This window comes from Siphonobacter sp. BAB-5385 (genome assembly GCF_002261125.1).
Classification (GTDB): Bacteria; Bacteroidota; Bacteroidia; order Cytophagales; family Spirosomataceae; genus Siphonobacter.
On record NZ_NMPS01000212.1, the window covers coordinates 57097 to 78939 of the forward strand.

A 21843-nucleotide genomic window follows, 5' to 3' on the forward strand; every position below is an offset into this window, starting at 1 on the left:
CACGGGTAAGCCACCGGACGTAGCGAAAATCGATGCAAAAAGAGATTACTTTTTCAACGAATTAATCCAGGCTGCAATTTTCAGAGCATCTGCTTTCGGAACCTGCGGCATGGGCGGCATTTCCGTGGCGTAATCCGGCCAGTTCTCAGGCTTGGGATTGTGAATCAGCTCGACAATTTTTTCGTTAGTATATCCTCGCTTGGCTACTTCCGTATACGCCGGACCTACCTGACGCTTGTTCGTCTGATGGCAGGCCAGACAGGTGTGCTTGGTCAGTAAGGGCTTTACTTCATCGTAGCTCGGTACGTTCACTTTTACAGTTTTCGGGCCGGTTTTGGCAGGAGCCGTTTTGCCGGTACCCGTCGCAGGGGTTTCTTTTTCCGGAGCGGGCGTTTCAGCGGCTACGGCCGTACTACGCGTACTTACTTCGCTCATGGCTAATTTCTTACCCGTTGGAATATTGTTCAGGGTATAGAACGCCTGCGGGTGCACCAGTGAATAGAAGCCTTCCGTACTCCGCACGCCATCCAGACGCAGTTCGTGGATGTAGTAGCGACGCAGATTATCGACAATCAGGCGAGCTTTCAGTCCATCTTCCGATACTTTAACACCTTTAATGGCATTGCTCTCCCGTAGAATTGGAGGGCTACCATAAACCGGGTGGTACTTATAAACAAAGCTATCCACCGTATACGAAGCCAGATCTTCCGCCGACTTCCGATCTACGGGTTGCGTAAATTCGATTTCAAAGCCATCGGGCATGGCTCGTACGGCCTTCATTTCGAACGGTGTTTTTTCGTTCCAGACCAGGCGTTGCAGCCCTTCGCTGGCTTCACCGGCGGAGCCCCAGCCCCGGTTGGTTTCACCGACGAACAGTGATCCGTCTTTACCCCAGGCCATCCGCAGTACGCCTGACTGGAAACCAGCCCGGAAATCGAAGGACGCTCCCTGGTATTCATCGTTAACTTTTTCCATGAACACCCGCATGATCTTCGATTGTCCCTGATCGCCTACCAGTACCTGTCCGGCGAACGGACCGAAATTACCCTGAGGAATTTCGAGAATCTCGGAGTTGGAAATACCCTGGATTCCGTGGGGTAACCATACGGCGGGTAGTTGCAGAGCCGGGAATTTCTCTTTCAAGGTGTATAAAGGAATCGGCGTTTCGTCGACCACGTTTTCGGGTTTGATGGCCCGGCCATTGGCATCGCGACGACGACGGGAATCCACAATCGCGTATACGTCCTCCTGCTTGATCTTCACGGGTGAGTTCGGCAGGTCTGACCAGCGTAAGCCCGCTGGGTGACCCACCCAGGCTCCTTTTTCAGGTGCCATACGCCACCCGAACCAATCCAGTCGCCCTGGTTATCGCTGTAGAATAATTCACCGTCGATGATCCCCAAACCGCAGGGCGAGCGTACGCCCGTAGCCCAGGGTTTCATTTGCCCGTCTTCGGTAATGTTCATCACCCAACCCCGCCAGGGGACGCGACTTTCGCCCGCCCACCATTCTTCGTTACCGAAAGCCACGTTGCCCGAGACAAAGAAGCTACCGTCCGGAGCGATTTTAGGGCCGAAGCTGTACTCGTGATAGTGACCGGACAAAGGCCAGGCGTATACCGTCTCCAGTACATCGGCTTTGCCGTCTTTATCCGTATCGGTCAGTTTGGTCAACTCGCCGCGTTGGGCACAGTAAAAGGATCCGTTTTTGTAAACCAGACCCAGTATTTCGTGCAGGCCGCTCGCGAACTTGCGGAAAAACGGGCGACGGCTCGTCGGGTTTTCAACAATATAGATGTCGCCCCGACGGGTGGATACGCCCAGATCTCCGTTGGGCAATACGGTCATTCCGCCCACTTCCAGTAGCGTACCTTCGGGAGCGGGTACGCGAAAGATGCGGAAAAAATCTTCTTCTTTAGGTGATTCCTGAGCCACGGCAAGCGTAGTCGTCAGTGCCAGCGAAGCCAGCATCGACGCCCGACGGAACCAGGAAGTATGGAATAAAGCCATAACGATTGCTTAGAATAAAAGGGAGTAACTGAGTTTTCCACTACGCATGGGCACGAGCAGTTCCTGCTGGCCATTCACCTGACGAATCAGGGGTTTCACACCACTTTCCAACTGGATGTAGTAGGCTTTGTCACCGATCAGGTACAACTGATCATTCAGCGTTTGAATACGCTCGGCCTGAGCCAGACGGGCGTACAGATCAGCGGCGGGTTTTTCTACCGTAATCTCACGCTTCACGCCTTCCCGACCGGGCAATACCTGAATGGCATCCTGTACCAGCGAACCGTAGCTCTGGTAGCGAAACGTCGGCTGATTTTCCTTTAGCGTATAGCCTTTCGGACGGAACTGACTGCCCACCGTATCCGCAACCCAGGCGGCCTGCGGCGAAGACAGACGACTCAGGCTCAAAGCCGGTACACCGAACCGTTGCACCATACCCGTAGGCCGTGAAGAGCCATCGCCCCGACTGTTCCACATGGGCGTAGCGTCGAGAAATTCTCCTTTCCAGACTTGCACCAGGGCTCCCTTGTCAAGATCGTAGGTATAATGAACCTCTTCCGGACTACCGACAGAAATAGCATGCGTGACGCGTACCCGCTCGCGGCCGTTCGGCACGTCCATGAAACTGCGGTGTACAATTGGGTTGTTCGCTTCAATCAGGATGGGGCCATTTTCGTTACCCGTCATGCCTTCCGCATTCCCATCGCCCAGGTAAAAGGGACGCAGACCCGTACCCGAGATCATCAGTCCGAGCGAAGGTGCACCGCGACCGTTGAGTTTGGAATACATCAGTTCAACCGGCACATTTCCGGCGGGGAGTTCTACCGTTACGGGAGCACTCCGCATGGTCCAATCACCGACCGATTTGCCATTTACTTTCAACGCGGTAAAACCGTTGACGCCTACGACCTGCATCGTGTACGAACCCGCTTCTTTCACTTGCAGCGTGCCCTTGTACTGAATCAGGAAGTTACTTGGCGTGGAAACGACACCAGCCGACAGGGATTTGGCATTTCCTTTCGAAGCTGCCGTAGCGGTCTTCAGATCGGGTTCCTTGTCGTAAGCACCGGTGTATACTTGATAGGTCAGAGAGGTTAAAGCGGGACGAGGTGTATCGTACGCAGTGTATTGAATATTACGGAAAGCCACGGCTCCGTGATCGCCCTGAATCAGGATCGGGCCATGGGCTACTTCATTATTCGCCAGCGGACCCCGCGTAGGACCGGAAAGCTCTACGTTTTCGTGGATGGCTACGCCATTGAGTTCGAGTCGGACGATACGGGCATTTTCCACTTTTACGCCTTTGGCATCGAAACGGGGAGCCTGAAAGGAGATCCGCAGGTGTTGCCAGAGACCGGGAGCCTTGCTGGCATTTTGCCGGGCCGCCTGGCCTTCGTAGCCTTCCTTACCCGCTCCGCGTTTGTCATCCCAGCGTTGGTAGATGGAACCGTTGTCACCGATTTTAGCTCCTTTGACGCCCCAGCTGTCCATAAGCTGGATTTCGTAACGACCTTGCAGGTAAATGCCCGAGTTGGAACCTTTGGCCATCAGGTAGTCAAGCTCCAGATCGATGTCTCCGTGTTCGAGGCTCGAAAGCAGGTTGGCTTTATTTTTCTCGTTGGGAAGATTGACCAGTACGCCTGAGCCTTTGCTTGTACTGAGCGTGGCCGACAGGGGAGCTGACGCGTCCCCTACAATCTGCCAGTTCGAACCATTCGGTTTCTTGAAGGCACTCAGATCGGTCAGCTTCAGGGCCTGCCCCGTGGGCGTCTGCTGAGCCCAAACACCGGAGTGAAGCACGCAGCCGACCATCAACCCCCAGAGCAGAGGTTTATACGGTTGTTTCAATTGCATGATGGTAAAATGTTGAATAAAAGGCGGCAAGTAGAAAAAAGAGGATTAACGTTCGCAGCATACGTTGCTCCGTCCGTTAATCCTCCAATCAATCCCTTATTGAGCCGGATAACCCGGGTTTTGCTTCAGGTTCGGGTTGGCTGCCAACTGACGCTGGGGCAGCGGATACAGGTTTTTGTTTTGATCACCGCTCGGCGTGTGATCCCACCAGCTGGCAGTCACGAATTTGCCAAAGCGAATCAGATCCGTCCGGCGTTTGCCTTCGAAGATGAATTCGCGACCACGTTCGGCCAGCATTTCATCCAACGTCAGCGTAGCCGTCGTGTAGGCTTCTTTCTCGAAATCAGCGGCGGAGAATGCCCGCTTGCGAACGTCGTTCACCAACTTCACGGCCTCTGCCGTAGCCGTTCCACCGCTTTTACGCATGAGGGCTTCCGCCTTGTTGTAATAAATTTCTGAGAGACGGTACAGTGACCAGTCGTTGCTCCAGTACTTCGGCTCCGACTGGCGGCCCGGACGGTACTTGTTGAAACGAGCACCGCTGTTTTCTTCACCCGTAATCATGGAAGAAGCCGTACCATTTTCACTCGCCCGACGAATTTCCTTCACAAATACCAGCTGGCGATCTTTGTATTCTTCCGTACCCAGTACCGGACGGGTGGGATCAGCCGCGTAGAATTGGGGTCCAATCAAAAACCACTCTTTCTTGCGAAGATCCGTGTCCTTGAATGCATCGTAAGCCGAAGGGATCACTACGACCCCGTTGTTACCATTATTATCACCATCGTAGATGTACCGCTGGTTAAAGTGGTAGAAGTCACTATTCCAACCACAACGCGTGGAGGTTAACTGAGCATCGTACACCAATTGGAACAGGATTTCCTTCGAGTTATTATTGGTGTTACTGTAAGTAGATACTAAATCCGCATCCAATACAGGAGCTCCGTTCAAACCTCCCGTCTGACCGCTGATGATCTTGTCGCAGGCGGCAATACATTCATCCCAGCGGGCCTTTCCAGACCATACTTCGGCATTGAGGTATAACTCAGCCAGCATGGAGTAACCCGCCGCTTTCGTGATCCGGCCGATATACTTTTGTTCGAGGTTGGGCAGTAAGTCAACGCTTTCGGTCAATTCCTTTTCCACGAAAGCGAATACTTCCGCCCGAGGACGTGTCTCGGGACTCGTTGGCGTTCCTACCGTCGTAACGATGGGAATATTGCCGTACATATCCATCAGCTTCATGTAGTGATACGCCCGGAACACCCGCAGTTCAGCGATGAACGCATTTTTGTCCGTTTCACTGACACCTACTTTCGCAAAATCCACCCGGCTAAAATCGCCCAGGGCGTTATTACAGAAACCTACCCCCGTAAACATCAGGTTATAGGGGTTCCATACGGTGTTTTCGGTGTACGACCAGCTGTGACCATGCAGACGAATCCACTGGGCATCATCGTACCCGTGACGACCCTTCTGCGGCCAGGCTAACTGATCCGCCGAAAGTTCGGTAATCCGCCAGTGACCGTTTTGTCCGGTCGGAGCAGTCCAGGCGTTCGCGTGCGTATACGGACGCAGTACGGCTGAAAGAATTTCCTGACGGTTGTTATAGAATTTGGAAGCGTCAATTTCATTATACAGCGTCTCATCAAGATCGGTACAAGCATTCGTACCCGTGAGAATCGCCAGTAAGCCAGCGTACACCAGCCCTTTATAGTAACGTTTCATGAATGCGTTCGAATATTAGAATTGAACATTAAGACCAAGCGTGTACGACTGCGTACGGGGGTAAAAACCACGACCATCGATACCAGGATCCAGTCCGACATCATTGATTTCCGGATCCATACCACGGTATTTGGTAATGGTCAACAGGTTACGACCCGTAGCGTACACCCGCAGATTCTTGATTACGGGTGAGTTGAATCGCCAGTTATAACCTAGCGTTACGTTGTCCAGCTTTACAAATCCACCCGGTTCTAGGTAATAATCCGAATACTGGAGAGCATCGTTGATCTGGTTGTTACGACCCAGGGCATCTTTCAGTACGTTCGTGGGCAAGTATACTTTGTTTCCGAAGAATACCTGTTGCAGATTCAGGATGTCATAACCCAGCTTGCTGCGGAAGAATACCGTCAGATCAAAGTTTTTGTACTGCAGACGGTTGTTCCAGGATAGGTATACTTTCGGAATACCATTACCGATGTAGGTGTAATCTTCGTTAGCCACAATTTTATCCGCCGTTACGGCTTCACCGGAGGCTTTGTAGAACAACCATTTGCCTTCGGGTGTGAAACCGGCAAACCGTTTTCCGTAGAAGCTACCCAGTGAACCACCTTCGATGGTACGGATCGCATCTCCTAAAGCACCGGTACCACCGATACCACCGAAGTTCAGGAATGTAGCCTTGAAGACATCACTCGACAGCGAAACCAGTCGGTTTTTCTGCGTGCTACCCACAACGTCCATACTCCAGGAGAAATCCTTCTTCTTGATGACCGAGCCGCTCAAGCTTAATTCTACCCCGTTGTTATCAATCGTACCTACGTTCGTAAACAGCGTAGCCTGGATGTAAGGAGGCAATTGAGTATTAAAATCACCTAATAAGTCTTTTGTCCGGCGACGGTATACGTCAAACGTACCACTCAAACGACCTTTGAAGAGGGCAAAGTCCAAACCAAAGTTTAATTCCGCCTTCCGCTCCCAACGAAGATTCGGGTTGGGGTTATTAGTCGGTCCGTAGGTTTGACGCCATACGTTATCGTCGTTCAAGTAGAAGTTACCCGTACTTAAACGTACCAGTGAACGGTAGTTTGGGATTCCCTGGTTACCCGTGATCCCATACCCTACGCGGAACTTCAAATCATCAAAGACATTGAGTGACTTGATGAAATTTTCCTGAGCTAAATTCCAACCTACGGAAGCGGCGGGGAAGTTACCGAACTTGTTATTCTTACCGAAGCGAGAAGAGCCTTCCCGACGCAGAATGAACTGAGCGATGTACTTGCCTTTGTAATCGTAGTTCAACCGGCCGAAAAACGCAACGAGCGTATTGTCTTCTTTAAAGCTGCCCAAGGAAGATTTACCCAAAGCGATGAAGTTACCTGCACCGAGGTTATTTTCCTGGAACTGATCGTTTAAGAATCCACTGTTTGCTCCTTGAAACCAGGAACGCACGTTATACTGATAACTATACCCAGCCAGTGCTTTGAATCCATGATCCTGATGAAACTTGGTTTCGTATTCCAATGTAGACTCGAACGTAGACAAGTTTCTGATCTCATTGTACTTACGTGCATACCCTGTTCCAGCGATGGGCGTACCGTTTAACTGATCCAGCACCGAGCGACGCGAATCCCGGTTCCGGTATTCATCATCATTCCAAACATCCCGCTGAACAGCTCCAAAGGCACTCGCTTTAAAGCCTTTAAAGGGTTCTAACGTAAAGCGGATATCGGCAGAAGTCGTTTGCTGATCCCGAGTCAACCTCTCTTGGTTCAAGCGACCAATGGGGTTTACGGTCGACCCTTCCTCGTAGTAGCGGCCCGTCTTAGGGTCAAACAGCGGTTGCGTCGGGTTACGGCCCAGGGCCTCTTCAAAATCACCCGTATTACCACCTAGCAAGTTCGCTTTATTGAAGTTGGTCGCCAGATTAGCCGACGTAGAAAGCAGGTTATTTAATGATTTCTGAAAGACGCTTAAACGACCACCAAATTGCTTCCGCCAGTTTTGAATCGTAATGGGGTTGGCTTCGTTGTAGTACATCGAAACGCGGTAATTACTATTCGCACCGCTACCGCCTGAAAGAGCCATGTTGTGGTAGTGGCTTAAATTACCTTTATCAAGCATCAGATCGTAGAAATCCGTATTCGCCCCCCAATCACGCATTTGGCTAGCCTTGGGGTTCGTTGGATCCTGCATCGCTGCCCGCCAATCCGCAGCGGTTAAAAACTGAGGGCGTTTAGCAACGACTTCGTGCTGAGCATAGGTAGAATACGTCAGCGTTGGAGGGCCTCCTTTTCCTTTTTTCGTCGTCACCAGAATTACCCCGGCATTTCCCCGTGTACCGTAGATTGCCGCCGCTGAACCGTCTTTCAATACGTCAAACGATTCAATATCATCCTGTTGCAGCAGATCCAGATTACCACCGGGAATACCATCGATAACGACCAGGGGTGAACGATCTCCATTGATGGAGACAATACCCCGCAGCTGAATAGCCGGGCTAGAGTTCGGGTTGTTACCCTGGGTACGCGTAATCTGCAGACCTGCTACTTTACCCTGAATCAAATCCAGTGCATTCCGGGTACCACCCTGGTTGAAGTCTTCGGTTTTGATCGTCGATACCGCCGAAGTTACTTCCTGCCGACGCTGCGTACCGTAACCGACTACTACGACTTCATTCAGGGACTTGATGTCCGATTTCATCGTCACATCAATCGTCGTCTGGTTATTGACGGGAACTTCCTGTGACTCATAGCCAATCGAAGAAAATACCAGTACGGCATTGCCATCGGGTACGTTCAGGGAGTAACGACCTTCGGCGTTCGTAACCGTACCTACGTTCGGCGTACCTTTCAGCAAAATCGTTACACTCGGTACTACCGATCCCGTTTCATCTTTTACCTGTCCCGTAACCGTCAGCAGGGGCTTGTCACCCTGAATCTTGCTGGGCATCATCAGCGTGATGTACCGCTCAATGAACGTAGGCTCCAGACGGTTGGCACGCGTGAGAATCAGACGATTGCCGACCAGTTCAAACTTAATCTGAAGGGGTTGGAGCAAACGTTGCAGTACCACACTCAGGCTTTCATTCGACGCGTTCAGCGTTACCGAACGTTGCGATTGAATCAGGTCAGGACTATACGAAAATTTAACACCCGCTGCTTTTTCCAGCTGGGATAGTACTTCACTCACACTCTTATTTTGAAGCTCGATGCTGATCTTTTTATTCATGAACTCCTGAGCTCTACCATCAAGGGCGACGGAGACATTCGTAAAGAAGGCAACAATCAGAAGCTGGAGTACGGTTAATCGCATGATCTTCCACCCAATTTCTTTGGAGAATAACGGTTGTTTCATACATTTGAAATGGTTTTTTTAACAGAAAAACGCAAATGAATCCCTGCATCCGTTAGAAGCGGATGAGCACAAGCTATGCAGAGGGAATTGTTTGAAAAGTCAGTGATGGTAGGAACATCACTGGCTTTTTTCACTTATAGAAAGGGGTTACGACATAAAAGGGGGTTAGGGGTTATAGTATAGGGTTTAGTTCAAATGTTTAAGGTCGGCAGCCCCGACCGCTCACGGCTACGAAATTTTCCTGAGCAGCCCAGTTGGCTTCTATCGTCTTGCAGATAATATCTAATTTTTGTGAAAGCGTTCCTTCTTTCAAATCGGTCGTAATGCGGCAATTGCTCAGCGAAGGATTTTGGAAAATGACCTTAATACCATAGGTCCGCTCAATTTCAGCAATGACTTCGCTGACAGGAACGGCGTTATACACCAGATTGACGGGCCGGAGTACCAGCGTCTTCGCCTCCACCAGCGTATTCACGGGGCTTCGGAATAACCGGGATTCTTTCCGGGCGAAAACGACCTGTTCATTGGGCTGCAGCACCAGATCATCTGCTTCTTTTGAAGCATCCTCGAAGACTTTATGAGACGAAACCGAAACCTTCCCTGTCCGTACGGTCAGGATGACATTATTATCGCGATTGTAAGCCTTGATGTTGAAACTAGTCCCTAATACTTTAGCCACCAGTCCATTGGCGTATACCAGGAAGGGCCGGGTGGTGTCGCGGACTACCTCGAAATAGGCTTCCCCAGACAGAGAAACCATACGATTCTGAGTCCGGAATGGATTTTCGTAGCGAAGATTACTTCCCTTTTGCAAAATAACGGAGCTTCCGTCGGGCAGGGAAACCAGACGAGGCTTGGTGTTGACGTTGCTAATGGTGACTGAATCGGGTTGCGGGATCGGCGTCACCTGAGCGAGCTGCGGAGCTTCTGCAGGCTGGAGCATCGTCCAGCTTAAACCGATACCCAACACCACTACTGCTGCTGCTACCCAGCCCCAGGCAAACGAACGCCGTACGGGTGCCGGGAATAATTGCTGGCGAACGGATTGCCAGATTTCTTCTTCTTTCCGGGGGTCTGGCTGAACCTGAGCCAGTTCCGTACTCGCTTTTTTGAGCCTACGCACTACGGTAGCAGCCTGCCGAATTACGGCTTCCTGTTCGGGGTGTTTCCGGCGATAGCTTTCCCAATGGGCCACGGTGGACGCATCGGGGTCATTTACCCACTTCCGAAACGAAGGATTGCCAATAAAATCTTGTAGCAAGTCAGGCTTTTGATCCATGCAGACGAACTTTTCTAGTAGAGATAGTGCAGAATCACACCCCTCAACTCAGTTTTTAAATTATTTTTTTATTAATTGGACTTCGCAGCTTTCGGGTGATAGCTTCAGCTCGTAGAAATGCAATGACTTATCAGCGTAACCAGTACAGTATCACCACTAAAAGTGTGTCTGTCAGCAGTTTACGCAACAGTCCATACGCCCGGTTGAGATGATTGTTGACGGATTGCTGGTTTATACCCATAATACCCGCAATTTCTTCCGTGCTGAATTCATCGTAGAAAGCAAGCATAATGGCCTCCCGCTGCCGGCCGGGCAGTTCTTCCAGGGCTTTCTTCAAGCGGGCATTTTGTAAGGAAGTGACTTCTTCTTCAATCAGGCTGGCTTCAATGGCAGGACTATACAGTTCCTGAAATTTGTCTTCCGGATTATCCTCGTCATCTTCGGCCACAAGGGGCAGGTCCGCCTGTCGCAGGTTATACAGGCGATTTCGTAAAACCCGAAACAGGTAAAATTTGATGGTATGCAGGCTTTTCAAATTTTCCCGTCGCTTCCACAATTCCACATATACGTCCTGAATGGCATCTTCTACCAGTTCGGGATCATTACTAATGCGTTTTCCGTAGGAAAGCAGCATGGTAAAATGGTCGCGGTAAATTTGCTCAAACGCCTGGATGTCGCCTTGCTTGAAGGCGATCCAAAGTTCCGTATCGTCCGTGTATGTCAGGCTTTTCGTCAAGGGCTACTCGTTCTAACCTTCGAATATACGGCCTAAACTACGCGAACAAAAATCTATTCGGTGGTAAGAAGTCTTTAACTATACGTTACTGCCCGAAATGGTATAACTTTTTCTGTTGTGCTGCCTAACCAACCTTTTAAAGCAATGCCCTGGACGCACACGAATTATCCGGATTCCCTGAAAAACTTCATGGCTCCGGTTCGAAAAAAAGCCATTGCGATTGCAAACGCCCTTCTGGCCGATGGCCGACCGGAAGACTCCGCAATCGCGATTGCCACCGAAAAAGCCAAAGAATGGGCCGAAAACCGTGGCATGAAAGTTCGCAAAACCCGAACTACCTGATAACAAAACCCCACCCCCGAAGCCTCCTCCGGGTGGGGTTTTGTTTTAATACGGAATAAATCGCTGGGTAACTCGCAAAACGGGTTTGAGTGTTTGCAGGTACGCATACATGGCTCCCAGGTCTTTCTCCGCCATACCGCCATACATGGTCCAAGGCATGATCGTCTGAAAGTCGCCGTGTTTCAGCGAACGAAGTTCGTAGGTAGAATCGGCAAAAGACTTAAAGCGGGCAATGAAGTCCTGACGGGTCCAGCGGCCCAAACCCGTTTCCGGATCGGGCGTCAGGTTGGCTGATACCAGTACCCCAACGTCAGAAGCAAACTCCCGCCCTCCGGCAAAGGCCTCTGTTTCAATAACTTGTCCATTCTCTTCCCGGGTGTGGCATTCTTTACAGCCCGCGGCGTTCACCAGGTAAGCTCCATAGGCTACTTCGTCCGACTCGCTGGGTCGTTGCTGTGGCGTCGCTGGTTCAGGAATGGTATTCAGAATAAAGTTAAACGGAAAGTCAGCTTTACTTTCGGGTACCGCATTTTCCTGGGCAGGGATACTCCGCAGGTAAGCGATGATGTCGTACACGTCTTCGGGGTCCATGCGGCCATAATAGCTATAGGGCATGACCGGAAACAAGGCGTGTCCATCTTTGCTAACCCCCGTCGTAATGGCCCGAAAGATTTCGCCATCGGTCCAGTTTTTCAAGGCAGTCGGGGTAATGTTGCTCGCATAAAATGTTCCGGGGAAACCTTCGTCCTCGCCAAACACGGCCCCGCCTTTGCCCAGCGTACCTTCGACCATCGGTCCCGAAAATTTGCGAAAATCGCGGGTACTGTGACAGTCCATGCAAACGGACACGTGATTGGCCAGGTATTCACCCCGGCGGACCCGCTCGGGACTGACTGTCACTTTTAACTGTGGCGGGGGTCCTACATCAGGCAGAGCCATTTTCAGGTAGGTAAGGCCCCCACCTATGGCTATGACGATTCCCAATGCCGTGTAGGCAAGGATTTTTCCAACTGGTTTCATTGACTTTGGCGGTAAGGATAAGTTCTTTATACCGTTGACGGAGAGGGCAAGAGTCAACGGAAGTGCGTGAAGAACAAACCTATGAAAAAATCCTGAAAGCGAAGCCCGGCATCGTTCACACTAAAGCCTTTTTACTCACCGTTTATAGCTTTGACTCCGTAGTTACGAGCCTTCTTTATGATCCGTATGAAATCTTTTTTGATTGGTAGTTTAGTACTTATTTCTTCGGCCCTGCACGCTCAGGACGCCAAAAGCTTACTCGATGATGGCCTGAAGAAAGCCCAGGCTGGTCAGGTCCGCGAAGCCCTTACGTCGTTCGATCAATCCATTGCCCTTAAAGATGACTATCCCGTACGCCAGAGCCGGGGAATGGCCTACTCACTCTTACGGCGGTACGAGGATGCGGTTACGGATTTTACCAAAGCGATTACCTTTAAACCGGATGCGAAAAAATCCATGGTGAGTCGGGGAATTGCCCGTAAGAAATTAGCCGATTATCGCGGAGCCCTGAGCGATTTCTCGGCCGCCCTGAAAGTCGATAGCAAACTTGCCGAGGCTTACTATAACCGAGCTTTGGTCTATGAATTACTGGGCGAAACGGAGAAAGCCTGTAGCGATTACAAAGCAGCCTTTGCCCAGGGGATGAAACCCGCCGAGCTGAAAGTGGAAACCTGTAATAATCCGTTACCTACGCCGGCGAACCGGAAGCCTTTGTTACAACTGGCGGGTACGGCGACGGATGCCAAATACGGTACGACCAAAGCTACACCCATTAAAGTCGGAACGAGTCCGGCTGGCGAATACGAAAACCTGACGACGTACCTGGATTTACTCCGCGACGGCCAGAATAAACCCGTGGAGTATAAGAAGACGGGTTCGTTACCCTATGCCTCCAGTAACGCTCCCAACGGAAAAGGCACCATCGATGTCGTGGAGATTAACTACCGGGATACGAAAAATGTAGCCAAGAAAACGACCCTGTATTTGACCATCTTCGATTTTGAAGCTCCCAAAGCTCCCCTGGGTCTGAAAAGTGTAGTAGCCGTGGCTAGCAAATAAGTAGTATTTCTTGTAGACACACGAACGGCTCGCTTCAGAAAGCGAGCGTTCGTGTGTCTACGCCATTGTTGGGAATTGGCATACCATCATCAGAACCCGGCTATGGCTATACGCTCAAGAATCTTAATATAGTGATTACATGGAATAGGTTATTCCTTCGGATGGATCGTTTAGCTTTGGCTCCCGTGATAAGATCTTTGCCTTTCTAATCAAACGATTATGTGTGTATCCTTCGTAATCATCCCCAACGCACTTCCCCTTTTTTTACTGTTCCTTTCGCTGGTTGATGTTTAGCATAGCCTTACCAGCTACGACCAGACGCTTCACAGATTCCACCGTTTGAATCCAGTGGGTGGATTTACTTTCTTCTTGTCTACTTTTTTTATAGCAAGTTCAGGTACACGACACCTTTCCTTATGCTTGCCCACTACTTCAACCCCAAAACCGAACAGGGCGTTCTTCGCCTGTCCATCGTTGTTACGATTGTGTTGGGCGGTTTCGGTATAGCTTTTGGACTGCTGGCCAGTTCATCGGCCATTATCTTCGATGGCATTTATGATCTGACCGATGCCGGGATGACCTTCCTTGCTCTGCTAGTTTCCAAACTAATAGCGGCCTCTTCGACAGGTAATACCGTCAGGAGCAAACTAACCGAGCGTTTTACGATGGGATTCTGGCATCTGGAGCCCATTGTTTTAGGATTCAATGGCACCTTGCTACTGGGCTCTGCTCTGTACGCTTTGGTGAATGCGGTGGATAGCTTTCTGGATGGCGGTCGAAGGCTGGAACTTAATTACGCTATCATCTTCACGCTGATTTCGCTGGTGTGCACGCTAAGTATGGCTCTTTTCGCCAGCAAAGCCAATCAGTTCATCCGCTCTGAACTTTTGGCCCTGGATGCCAAATCCTGGTTTATTTCCACCGCCCTCAGCATTGCCTGGTTAGTAGCGTTTACGTTTGGTATGATCATTGAGGGTACGTATCTGGACTGGATGGTTCCTTACATTGACCCGGCTGTTCTGGCCATTGTTTGTCTCGTCGTTATTCCGCTTCCAATCAGTAATATCCGACAGGCAGTAGCTGATATTCTTCTGGTAACCCCCGCAGACCTGAAAAAACACGTGGATGAAGTGGCCCAGAAAGTAGTCGAACGCTATGGCTTCATCGCATACCGAGCCTACGTAGCCCGGGTAGGTCGGGGTCGTCAGATCGAGCTTTACTTCATCGTTCCCATGAGCTGGCCCGCCAAACGCCTGGAAGAATGGGACGAACTCCGGGATCAGATCAGCGAAGCCATTGGTGAGGATACCCCCGACCGCTGGCTCACGATCGTCTTTACGACTGATCTGGAGTGGGCGGAATAAAGCTGATTATGTTTGTTGGTGACGCTTTACTAAACATCAACAACGGCGGGGAGTATTAACGAAATGAGCCGCATTTGTCAAAAAGGCCAATACGGGCTCATTTCGTTAACGTATTTTACTAAATCTCTTCTGTTACACTTTTCACACCCAGTTCCGTGAAAAACGTTTTCCAGTACTGCGTGATATTCGGATTGTTGATTTTGGATGAAGTCGTCGGTTCGAAGGGTAATACCATGTGAACCGCCACACCCGTCAAATTCGGATACTGACTTTTCAAGCCCAGAGCGTCGGCCTTGGCCCATTCGTCAGCCTGAGCAGTTGTCTTGGGAGGAGTATGATGAAAATCCCGACGACTTTTCTGGGGCATGCTTTCCACCATGTCCGAAAAGTAATACACTTCCACCGGCTCTCCCTTGGACGCGACGGTCCCAATGGCCTGCAAGCTTGCCTGAATATCCGTTTGTTTGTTACTGCGGCTTTCGTTAGGCGTAGCCAGTTGTGAAAGAATTTGCTTGGTAAAGTTGAGCCGCTCTTTCTGTAAGGAAAAATCGTAGTTGGTCTGGGCCGCCTCTACATCGGTCTGACTCATTCCTTCAGTAGTTTCCAGGACCGTGCGGCTGGTAAGCTCCAGGGCTTTCCCTTTAGCGGTATTTTCGTGCATCAGCCATACTTCAATTTTATCACCTATTCCGTTAATATCCTTCTGTACCAAATCCGTCAGCACTTTCGTGTATTTCTTTTCCACGTAAGCGGCATCCTCATTCACACTCAGGGATTTATCCAGAAAAACGAGGGTGTTTTTTGATTTTGAGGACGAAGTAGTTTCGCTCGCTCCGGTTTCCTGTTGGGTATTTTGTTCGGAATTATCGCCCCCGCAAGCCATCAACAGGCCCAGCAGAGCGAAGGTAAGCCAATAGATTTTCATGAATGAATCAATGTTTCGGCGAAGGGTTTCCTCCGCATGCTTCTTGAGGTATGTACGAAAAACCGGCGTCTTTGGCCCGTTACCTCAGCAGTACCGTAATTAATGCGATGGCTGCGGGCAGAGCCTGTACCAGCAGGATCGACCGCGAGGCCGTCCAGCCACCGTAGACCCCGGCTACGACTACACAGCTTAAAAAAAATAGAGCCACATTCCGCGACCATTCACTATCGCCAATGAGTAGTGACCAGATGAGCCCCGCCGCCAGAAAACCGTTGTACAGCCCCTGATTGGCGGCTAAACCTTTGGTAGGCTCAAATAATTCGGGGGGTAAGGACTTGAAAGTAGCTTTACCACGCGTGGTCCACGCAAACATTTCCATCCATAAAATATAGACGTGTTCCAGAGCAACGACGGCGACAAGAATCTGGCTGAGAAGGTACATTTGGCTGGGGATTATGGGTTCGTGTCAAAGGTAAACTTTTTCGGCATTTCATCATTTTTTCGACTTCAGGCAACCCTCCCCTACGGCTTTGCATATATCCCTTTGAAAACCTGTTCGTCGTGGAATTACTCGAAGCCTTACGTAAACAAAATCCTTTTGCCCAGAAACGGGTCTACGATCAGTACGTAGGACGGATGTTTCGCGTATGCCGCCGCTATGTACGCAACGACGAAGAAGCCCGCGACTTGCTGATGACCGGTTTTGTCAAGTTTTTTCAGCGAATCCAAACCATTGAATGGCGGGAAGAACAGGCTCTGGAGCCGTATCTGCGGAAACTCATGATCAATGAATGTTTGCAACATTTACGGCGGCAGAAGATCTCGTACGTGACTATCGATGAGCTTGCGGAACATCAACAGCCTTTCCAGCCACCGGATGAGAACTGGAGCAGTGAAGAGGTATATCGCCTGATCTTGGAACTTCCCGACGGCTATCGCACTGTTTTCAATCTTTACGCCATCGAAGGGTATAGCCACCGGGAAATCGCAGAGCAGCTTCAAATCAGTGAAAATACGTCGAAAAGCCAGCTTCATAAAGCCCGGCAGTGGTTACAGGAACAACTCCGAAAACGCGGATACGATTATGGAAAATCCCATGGATGACTGGTTTCGAAACCAGCTGGAGGATGTACCGGAAACGGTACCCTTTTCAACGGAATCACTCTGGAAAGACATTCAGACTGCACAAAAGGCAAGACCCCGCCCCTACTATCGCTGGGTTGCGGCCGCGTGCGTTGCCGTGTTGTTGCTGGGAGGGCTCGGTTGGTTTTTGACTCAACCCGATCCCGTTGCCTCTACGCCTGAGCTGGCCCAGCGTTCGACTCCTCGTACCACCGCACCCGCCAAACCTGCGACGCCAACTCCCAAACGAGTCCTTCTGGTGCCGGTGCCGTCCACTCCAGTCAAAAGTCGTTTGGCAACGGTTACAAAAAAACCGGCTCCGCAAGTGACTGTACCCCGTGATTCAGCCGTGGATGTTCTCAGCGTTACACCAACGGAAATCATTGCGGTAGAAACCCCGGTCCTTCCGCTGCCTTCATCCGTGGCCACTCGCCCCGTCAAACGGTTCCGGGTCTTGCACGCCAATGATGTACAGGCTCAGCAGGACGCTCAACCTAAACTGTACCGCTCCGAAGGCTTTGTCCGGCTGGGACCACCCGCCGCCGATTCAGCTCCGGTTCGTATCCCTCACCTTTCTACGCATTCTCAACCCTAAACTTCTCTTTCGTATGCTACGTACCTTTTTACTAGGCTTGCTGATTCTGGGCGAGCTGGGATCGCTATGGGCTCAGTCCATTGATCAGACGTATAAAAGTCACATTACCCTTCGGCTCACTAACGGCCAGTCAGTACAGATGGAATTTAATCAGTTTTCGGACCTGCTGGCTCATCGAAATCTGGATTCCGTACTCCATCTGTTTGTAACGGATTACCGGAAAGTGCGGGATACTTCCGAGGCGTTGACGGCTCATACCATTCGTTTCCGCTTCGACGAAAACCGGCGACAACTTGATGTACGCTCCTACCCGCAAACGCAGCAGGCCTACCATTTCTCCGGTACGGAAGAACCCGCCCTACTCAAAACCCAAAGTGATACGCTTGAGCTACCCGCCTGGCAAGCTCCTGCTGCTGTAGGCTGGGGTTCGGGTTCGCCCCAATTCTGGGTACGATTCGTACTTAATGACCTGTCGTTTATTGAAACGCAACTGAAAAAAGGTGGTTTCAATCCTTTATTGGAAGAAGCCATTCAATCGGTGTATCAGTACAAAAATCATCATCTGACCTCGTCTAAGGTAACGTTCGATTTGGTACAGGAGGGTAAGAAAGCGACGTTCAGTCAACTGAATTTCGTTCGGGCGGCCTTTATCTCTTTTCAGCCCCGGGCTGAAGTAGGTCTCATTCGGCATCGCCTCGTACCTGCTCTGGCAGCTGATGTGATGTGGGTACCCGACTCGTACCGGGGTATGGGCTTCTCGATAGGTTTGCAATCGCACTTCTTTTTTCGGGGTACGCCGGAAACGGGTTTTCATACCGATCGCAATGATTTCCTGAATCTGGGCGTCCACTTCTATAGCCGCCGTCCCAACGGTCAGAAAGCGGAGTTCAGTAAACTCCTGACGCACCTGAGCGTGGGCGTTCCGATCCGGCGAACGGGTGGGTATTTTCCCAAAAATACGGTCCGACTGAGCGGGACGGTTTTTAGTCGCGGATTCATTAAACTTGAACCCGAACTCTACATGTCGGGGTTTTTCAGAAACGTGTATCCGGGGGTACGCCTTCGTCTGGGATTATAGATTTTCCCGGGGTTTAGCAACAGATCGTCCCTGATTTCCGTATGTATTGCTGTACAGATGCCGGGCGGCTAAAACAATCAGGCTAATTGCTTGTTTATAAGATAATTACGCATCGCCCCCCGATTGAAGCGTCGCTCCGGACTCTTCCAGCCCTACGAGCAGGCTGGCTTGAAAGTTTTCAGCAGATCCAAAAGAATTCCATTTCTAGTTCCAACTATTTGGCTTTAAGCTGTGTCTGTAGTGTAATTTTGCCTGTACCACCGCTAAATGAACCAGAACCTTATCGCTGATTTATAATGAGCCAACCCATCAAAAAAGCAGATATCATCTTCGACTGTGAACGGATGAAGCATGCTCATACGGGTCTTTATCACTTCTGTTTACAACTGGGTAATGCGTTACTTTTGAATCGAAAAAGTATGCAACACCGGTTGGGATTTTACCTACCTTCTTCGGAAAGCGATTTATTTGGCGATAATCCGTTTAACAAACGGCAACATTCGCTGCATAAATATGCCATGCCCTTTGCCAATCAGTACAAAGTCTGGCATGGTACCTACCAGGACTCCAATTATTTTCCCTTACGGAGTTCGGCGAAGAAAGTACTGACGATTCACGATCTGAACTTTTTACACGAGAATAAACCCCCGGAAAAAGTTAAAAAGTACACGCAGAAATTACAGGATAAAATCGATCGGGCGGATCGCATTGTGACCATCTCCAATTACGTAAAAAATGAGATTGAGTCTACGATGCACATGGGTGGGAAGGAAGTACAGGTCGTTTACAACGGCTGTAACATCAACGAACACATCAACCCGATTAAACCACAGTTTTCAACGGATAATCCCTTTTTGTTCAGTATTGGTACGGTAGCTCCCAAGAAGAATTTTCACGTTTTGCCCGCCATGCTGCTTCAGAACGATCTGGATCTGATCATTGCCGGCACGACTACGCATAAAGAGTATTATCAGAAAGTACTTAACGAATCCAAACGGCTGGGCGTACAGAACCGCGTTCACCTGACGGGACCGATTACTGAAGCCGAAAAATACTGGTTACTGAAAAACTGTGACCTGTTCTGCTTCCCCTCGCTGGCGGAAGGTTTTGGATTACCCGTTATTGAAGCCATGCATTTTGGCAAGAACGTAGTCCTCTCCGATGCTACTTCCCTACCCGAAATTGGTGGACCTTACGCTCATTATTTCAACGGCTTTGATCCCGAACAAGTGAGTGATCTAACCACCCAGATTCTGGAACAAATCGATACCAAGTCCGAAAGTGAACTCATCAAGGAATGGTCTCAGCAGTTTAACTGGAGGAATACGGCCAACGAATACTGGCGGATCTACGAAGAACTACTGAATGAATAAACGATACTAAAAAAGGCCACCCGATGGGGTGGCCTTTTTCGTGACTATGCTTAAGGATTCGCTTTAGCCGGAGCATTTTTCAGCGAATTAATCCAGGCTGCGATTTTTAACGCATCCCCTTTCGGTACCTGCGGCATGGGAGGCATTTCCGTCGCGTAACCCGGCCAGTTTTGCGGCTTAGGATTATAGATCAGATCCACAATTTTCTCGTTGGAGTAATTGCGTTTGGCCACGTCCCGGTACGCCGGTCCTACCTGACGCTTGTCGGCGTTGTGACAGGCCAGACAGGTATATTTCGAAAGTAGCGGCTTCACTTCTTCGTACGAAGGCACTTTCGCAACGGCAGTTTTGCCGTTTTTAGCTACGGTTTCTTTCGTTGTTGTGGGCTTCTTCACCGTACTCGCTACTGCCGAAGTTTTCGTACTGGCTTCCGAAAGACTCAGTTTTTCACCCGCCGGAATATTATTCAGCGTATAGTAGGCATTGGGGTGTACCAGACTAAACTTGGTACTTTTTTCCCGAATGCCATCCAGCGTCAACTGGTGGATGTAGTACTGACGCAGGTTATCCACGATGATACGGGCCTTGAGACCATCACTGGATACTTTCACGCCTTTCACCGCATTTTCCACTTCATTGATCGTGGGGCTACCATAGGTGGAGTGGTACTTGTAGATAAAGCTCTTCACCTTGTAGCTAGCCAGATCTTCAGCACTGGCTGCATCGATCGGCTGCGTAAACTCCACTTCAAAGCCATCCGGCATGGCACGTACCGCCTTCATTTCGAAGGGCGTTTTACCGGTCCAGACCAGTCGTTGCAAGCCTTCGTTGGCTTCGCCAGCAGAACCCCAGCCCCGATTGGTTTCACCCACGAACAGCGAATGATCTTTACCAAAAGCCATCCGCAGTACGCCTGACTGGAAGCCGGAACGGAAGTCGAAAGCCGCCCCCTGGTATTCACCATTTACTTGTTCCATGAACACCCGCATGATTTTCGACTGTCCCTGATCACCGATCAGCATTTGTCCGGCGAAAGGTCCGAATGCTCCCTGCGTATCATCACTGATGATCTCCGAGTTCGAAATGCCCAGTACGCCATGGGGTAACCATACGGCGGGCAACTGAATTTCGGGGAACTTCTTTTTGGCTTCAAACAACAACAGCGGGTTCTTCTCCGAAGCATCGTTTTCGGGTTTGATGGCCCGGCCATTGTTGTCGCGGCGACGGCGTTCGTCGTACGTTTTGTAGAATTCTTCCTGCGAAAGTTTCACGGGTGAGTTCGGCAGCGACGTCCAGCGTAAACCTGCCGGATGCCCTACGAACGCTCCTTTTTTCACGTGCCATACACCCCCTGAACCCATCCAGTCACCCTGGTTGTCGGTATAGAACAGATCGCCGTTGATCATACCCAATCCGCACGGCGAACGCATCCCGGTTGCCCAGGGCTCCATTTTTCCGTCGGGAGAAATTTTCATGATCCAGCCGCGGTAGGGTACTTTACTTTCCCCCCGCCACCATTCTTCGTCCCCGAAGGCCACGTTGGCACTTACGAAGAAGCTGCCATCGGGAGCCACTTTCGGCCCGAAGCTGTACTCGTGGTAGTGACCAGAAATCGGCCAGGCGTATACCGTCTGGTACTTGTCGGCTTTTCCGTCCCCGTTGGTATCGGTCAGTCGGGTCAGTTCACCGCGTTGAGCACAGTAGAACGAATCGTCCTTGTAAACCAAACCCAGGATTTCGTGCAGACCGCTGGCAAACTTGCGGAAGAAGGGTCGCGGGCTGCTGGGGTTTTCAATCACCCATACGTCTCCCCGACGCGTGGATACTGCCACATCGCCGTTGGGCATACTGGTTACGCCACCAATTTCGAGCACAATGCCTTCGGGCGTACTTACTTTAACAATTTTGTAGAGATCGCTTTCGGCCGGAGAACTGTCCTGAGCCAGGGCCGCCGTAGTCAGGCCCAGTCCGAGAAGCGTCGTATGAAGAATCCGTTTCATGCGTA

Annotated in this window: 16 protein-coding genes and 1 pseudogene; 7 read left to right on the forward strand and 10 right to left on the reverse strand. The window is 50.5% G+C overall.

Annotated features, from left to right (window positions below):
* Positions 1–45: 45 nt before the first annotated feature.
* The 6 genes and pseudogenes from BWI93_RS20650 to BWI93_RS20675 form a co-directional block, all read right to left on the reverse strand.
* A pseudogene (locus BWI93_RS20650) lies at positions 46–1970 on the reverse strand (c-type cytochrome).
* Positions 1971–2018: 48 nt separating this feature from the next.
* Positions 2019–3863 carry a family 16 glycoside hydrolase gene (locus BWI93_RS20655; protein ID WP_094814803.1) on the reverse strand — a complete coding sequence of 615 codons (1845 nt, stop codon included), beginning with the start codon at positions 3861–3863 and terminating at the stop codon, positions 2019–2021.
* 96 nt (positions 3864–3959) lie between these two features.
* Positions 3960–5591 (reverse strand): RagB/SusD family nutrient uptake outer membrane protein, encoded by a 1632-nt coding sequence (locus tag BWI93_RS20660; RefSeq protein ID WP_094814805.1) that lies wholly within the window; start codon positions 5589–5591, stop codon positions 3960–3962.
* 15 nt (positions 5592–5606) lie between these two features.
* A complete protein-coding gene (locus BWI93_RS20665) occupies positions 5607–8945 on the reverse strand; it encodes a SusC/RagA family TonB-linked outer membrane protein (protein WP_094814807.1) in 3339 nt (1112 codons plus the stop codon).
* A 199-nt stretch (positions 8946–9144) separates the two neighbouring features.
* A complete protein-coding gene (locus tag BWI93_RS20670) occupies positions 9145–10224 on the reverse strand; it encodes a FecR family protein (RefSeq protein ID WP_094814809.1) in 1080 nt (359 codons plus the stop codon).
* Between the two features lie 130 nt (positions 10225–10354).
* Complete coding sequence (locus BWI93_RS20675) at positions 10355–10960, reverse strand: RNA polymerase sigma factor (protein ID WP_094814811.1); 606 nt, start codon at positions 10958–10960, stop codon at positions 10355–10357.
* Between the two features lie 144 nt (positions 10961–11104).
* On the opposite strand from BWI93_RS20675, the gene BWI93_RS20680 reads away from it, so the two are divergent.
* Positions 11105–11302, forward strand: a complete 198-nt coding sequence (locus BWI93_RS20680) for a hypothetical protein (protein ID WP_094814813.1) — start codon at positions 11105–11107, stop codon at positions 11300–11302.
* 45 nt (positions 11303–11347) lie between these two features.
* On the opposite strand, the gene BWI93_RS20685 is transcribed toward BWI93_RS20680, so the two are convergent.
* Complete coding sequence (locus BWI93_RS20685) at positions 11348–12322, reverse strand: c-type cytochrome (protein ID WP_094814815.1); 975 nt, start codon at positions 12320–12322, stop codon at positions 11348–11350.
* Positions 12323–12508: 186 nt separating this feature from the next.
* On the opposite strand from BWI93_RS20685, the gene BWI93_RS20690 reads away from it, so the two are divergent.
* The gene (locus BWI93_RS20690) at positions 12509–13381 is read left to right on the forward strand and encodes a tetratricopeptide repeat protein (RefSeq protein ID WP_094814817.1); all 873 of its coding nucleotides are present in this window, start codon (positions 12509–12511) and stop codon (positions 13379–13381) included.
* 416 nt (positions 13382–13797) lie between these two features.
* Positions 13798–14745, forward strand: a complete 948-nt coding sequence (locus BWI93_RS20695) for a cation diffusion facilitator family transporter (RefSeq protein ID WP_094814819.1) — start codon at positions 13798–13800, stop codon at positions 14743–14745.
* A gap of 118 nt (positions 14746–14863) precedes the next feature.
* Here the strand turns inward: BWI93_RS20695 and BWI93_RS20700 are convergent, their stop codons facing one another.
* Both BWI93_RS20700 and BWI93_RS20705 read right to left on the reverse strand, forming a co-directional pair.
* Positions 14864–15670 carry a hypothetical protein gene (locus BWI93_RS20700; RefSeq protein ID WP_094814821.1) on the reverse strand — a complete coding sequence of 269 codons (807 nt, stop codon included), beginning with the start codon at positions 15668–15670 and terminating at the stop codon, positions 14864–14866.
* 79 nt (positions 15671–15749) lie between these two features.
* The gene (locus BWI93_RS20705; RefSeq protein WP_094814823.1) at positions 15750–16112 is read right to left on the reverse strand and encodes a DUF1304 domain-containing protein; all 363 of its coding nucleotides are present in this window, start codon (positions 16110–16112) and stop codon (positions 15750–15752) included.
* Between the two features lie 119 nt (positions 16113–16231).
* On the opposite strand from BWI93_RS20705, the gene BWI93_RS20710 reads away from it, so the two are divergent.
* The 4 genes from BWI93_RS20710 to BWI93_RS20725 all read left to right on the forward strand — a co-directional run bounded on the left by BWI93_RS20710 (position 16232) and on the right by BWI93_RS20725 (position 19838).
* A complete protein-coding gene (locus BWI93_RS20710; protein ID WP_255157979.1) occupies positions 16232–16774 on the forward strand; it encodes an RNA polymerase sigma factor in 543 nt (180 codons plus the stop codon).
* Complete coding sequence (locus BWI93_RS20715; RefSeq protein ID WP_141217548.1) at positions 16767–17387, forward strand: hypothetical protein; 621 nt, start codon at positions 16767–16769, stop codon at positions 17385–17387. The genes BWI93_RS20710 and BWI93_RS20715 overlap by 8 nt, the downstream gene beginning before the upstream one ends.
* 13 nt (positions 17388–17400) lie before the next feature.
* Complete coding sequence (locus tag BWI93_RS20720; protein ID WP_094814828.1) at positions 17401–18465, forward strand: hypothetical protein; 1065 nt, start codon at positions 17401–17403, stop codon at positions 18463–18465.
* Positions 18466–18884: 419 nt separating this feature from the next.
* Entirely contained in the window at positions 18885–19838 is a 954-nt protein-coding gene (locus BWI93_RS20725) for a glycosyltransferase family 1 protein (protein ID WP_158242796.1), read from the forward strand.
* Positions 19839–19888: 50 nt separating this feature from the next.
* Here the strand turns inward: BWI93_RS20725 and BWI93_RS20730 are convergent, their stop codons facing one another.
* Positions 19889–21838 carry a hypothetical protein gene (locus tag BWI93_RS20730; RefSeq protein ID WP_094814832.1) on the reverse strand — a complete coding sequence of 650 codons (1950 nt, stop codon included), beginning with the start codon at positions 21836–21838 and terminating at the stop codon, positions 19889–19891.
* Positions 21839–21843 lie beyond the last annotated feature (5 nt).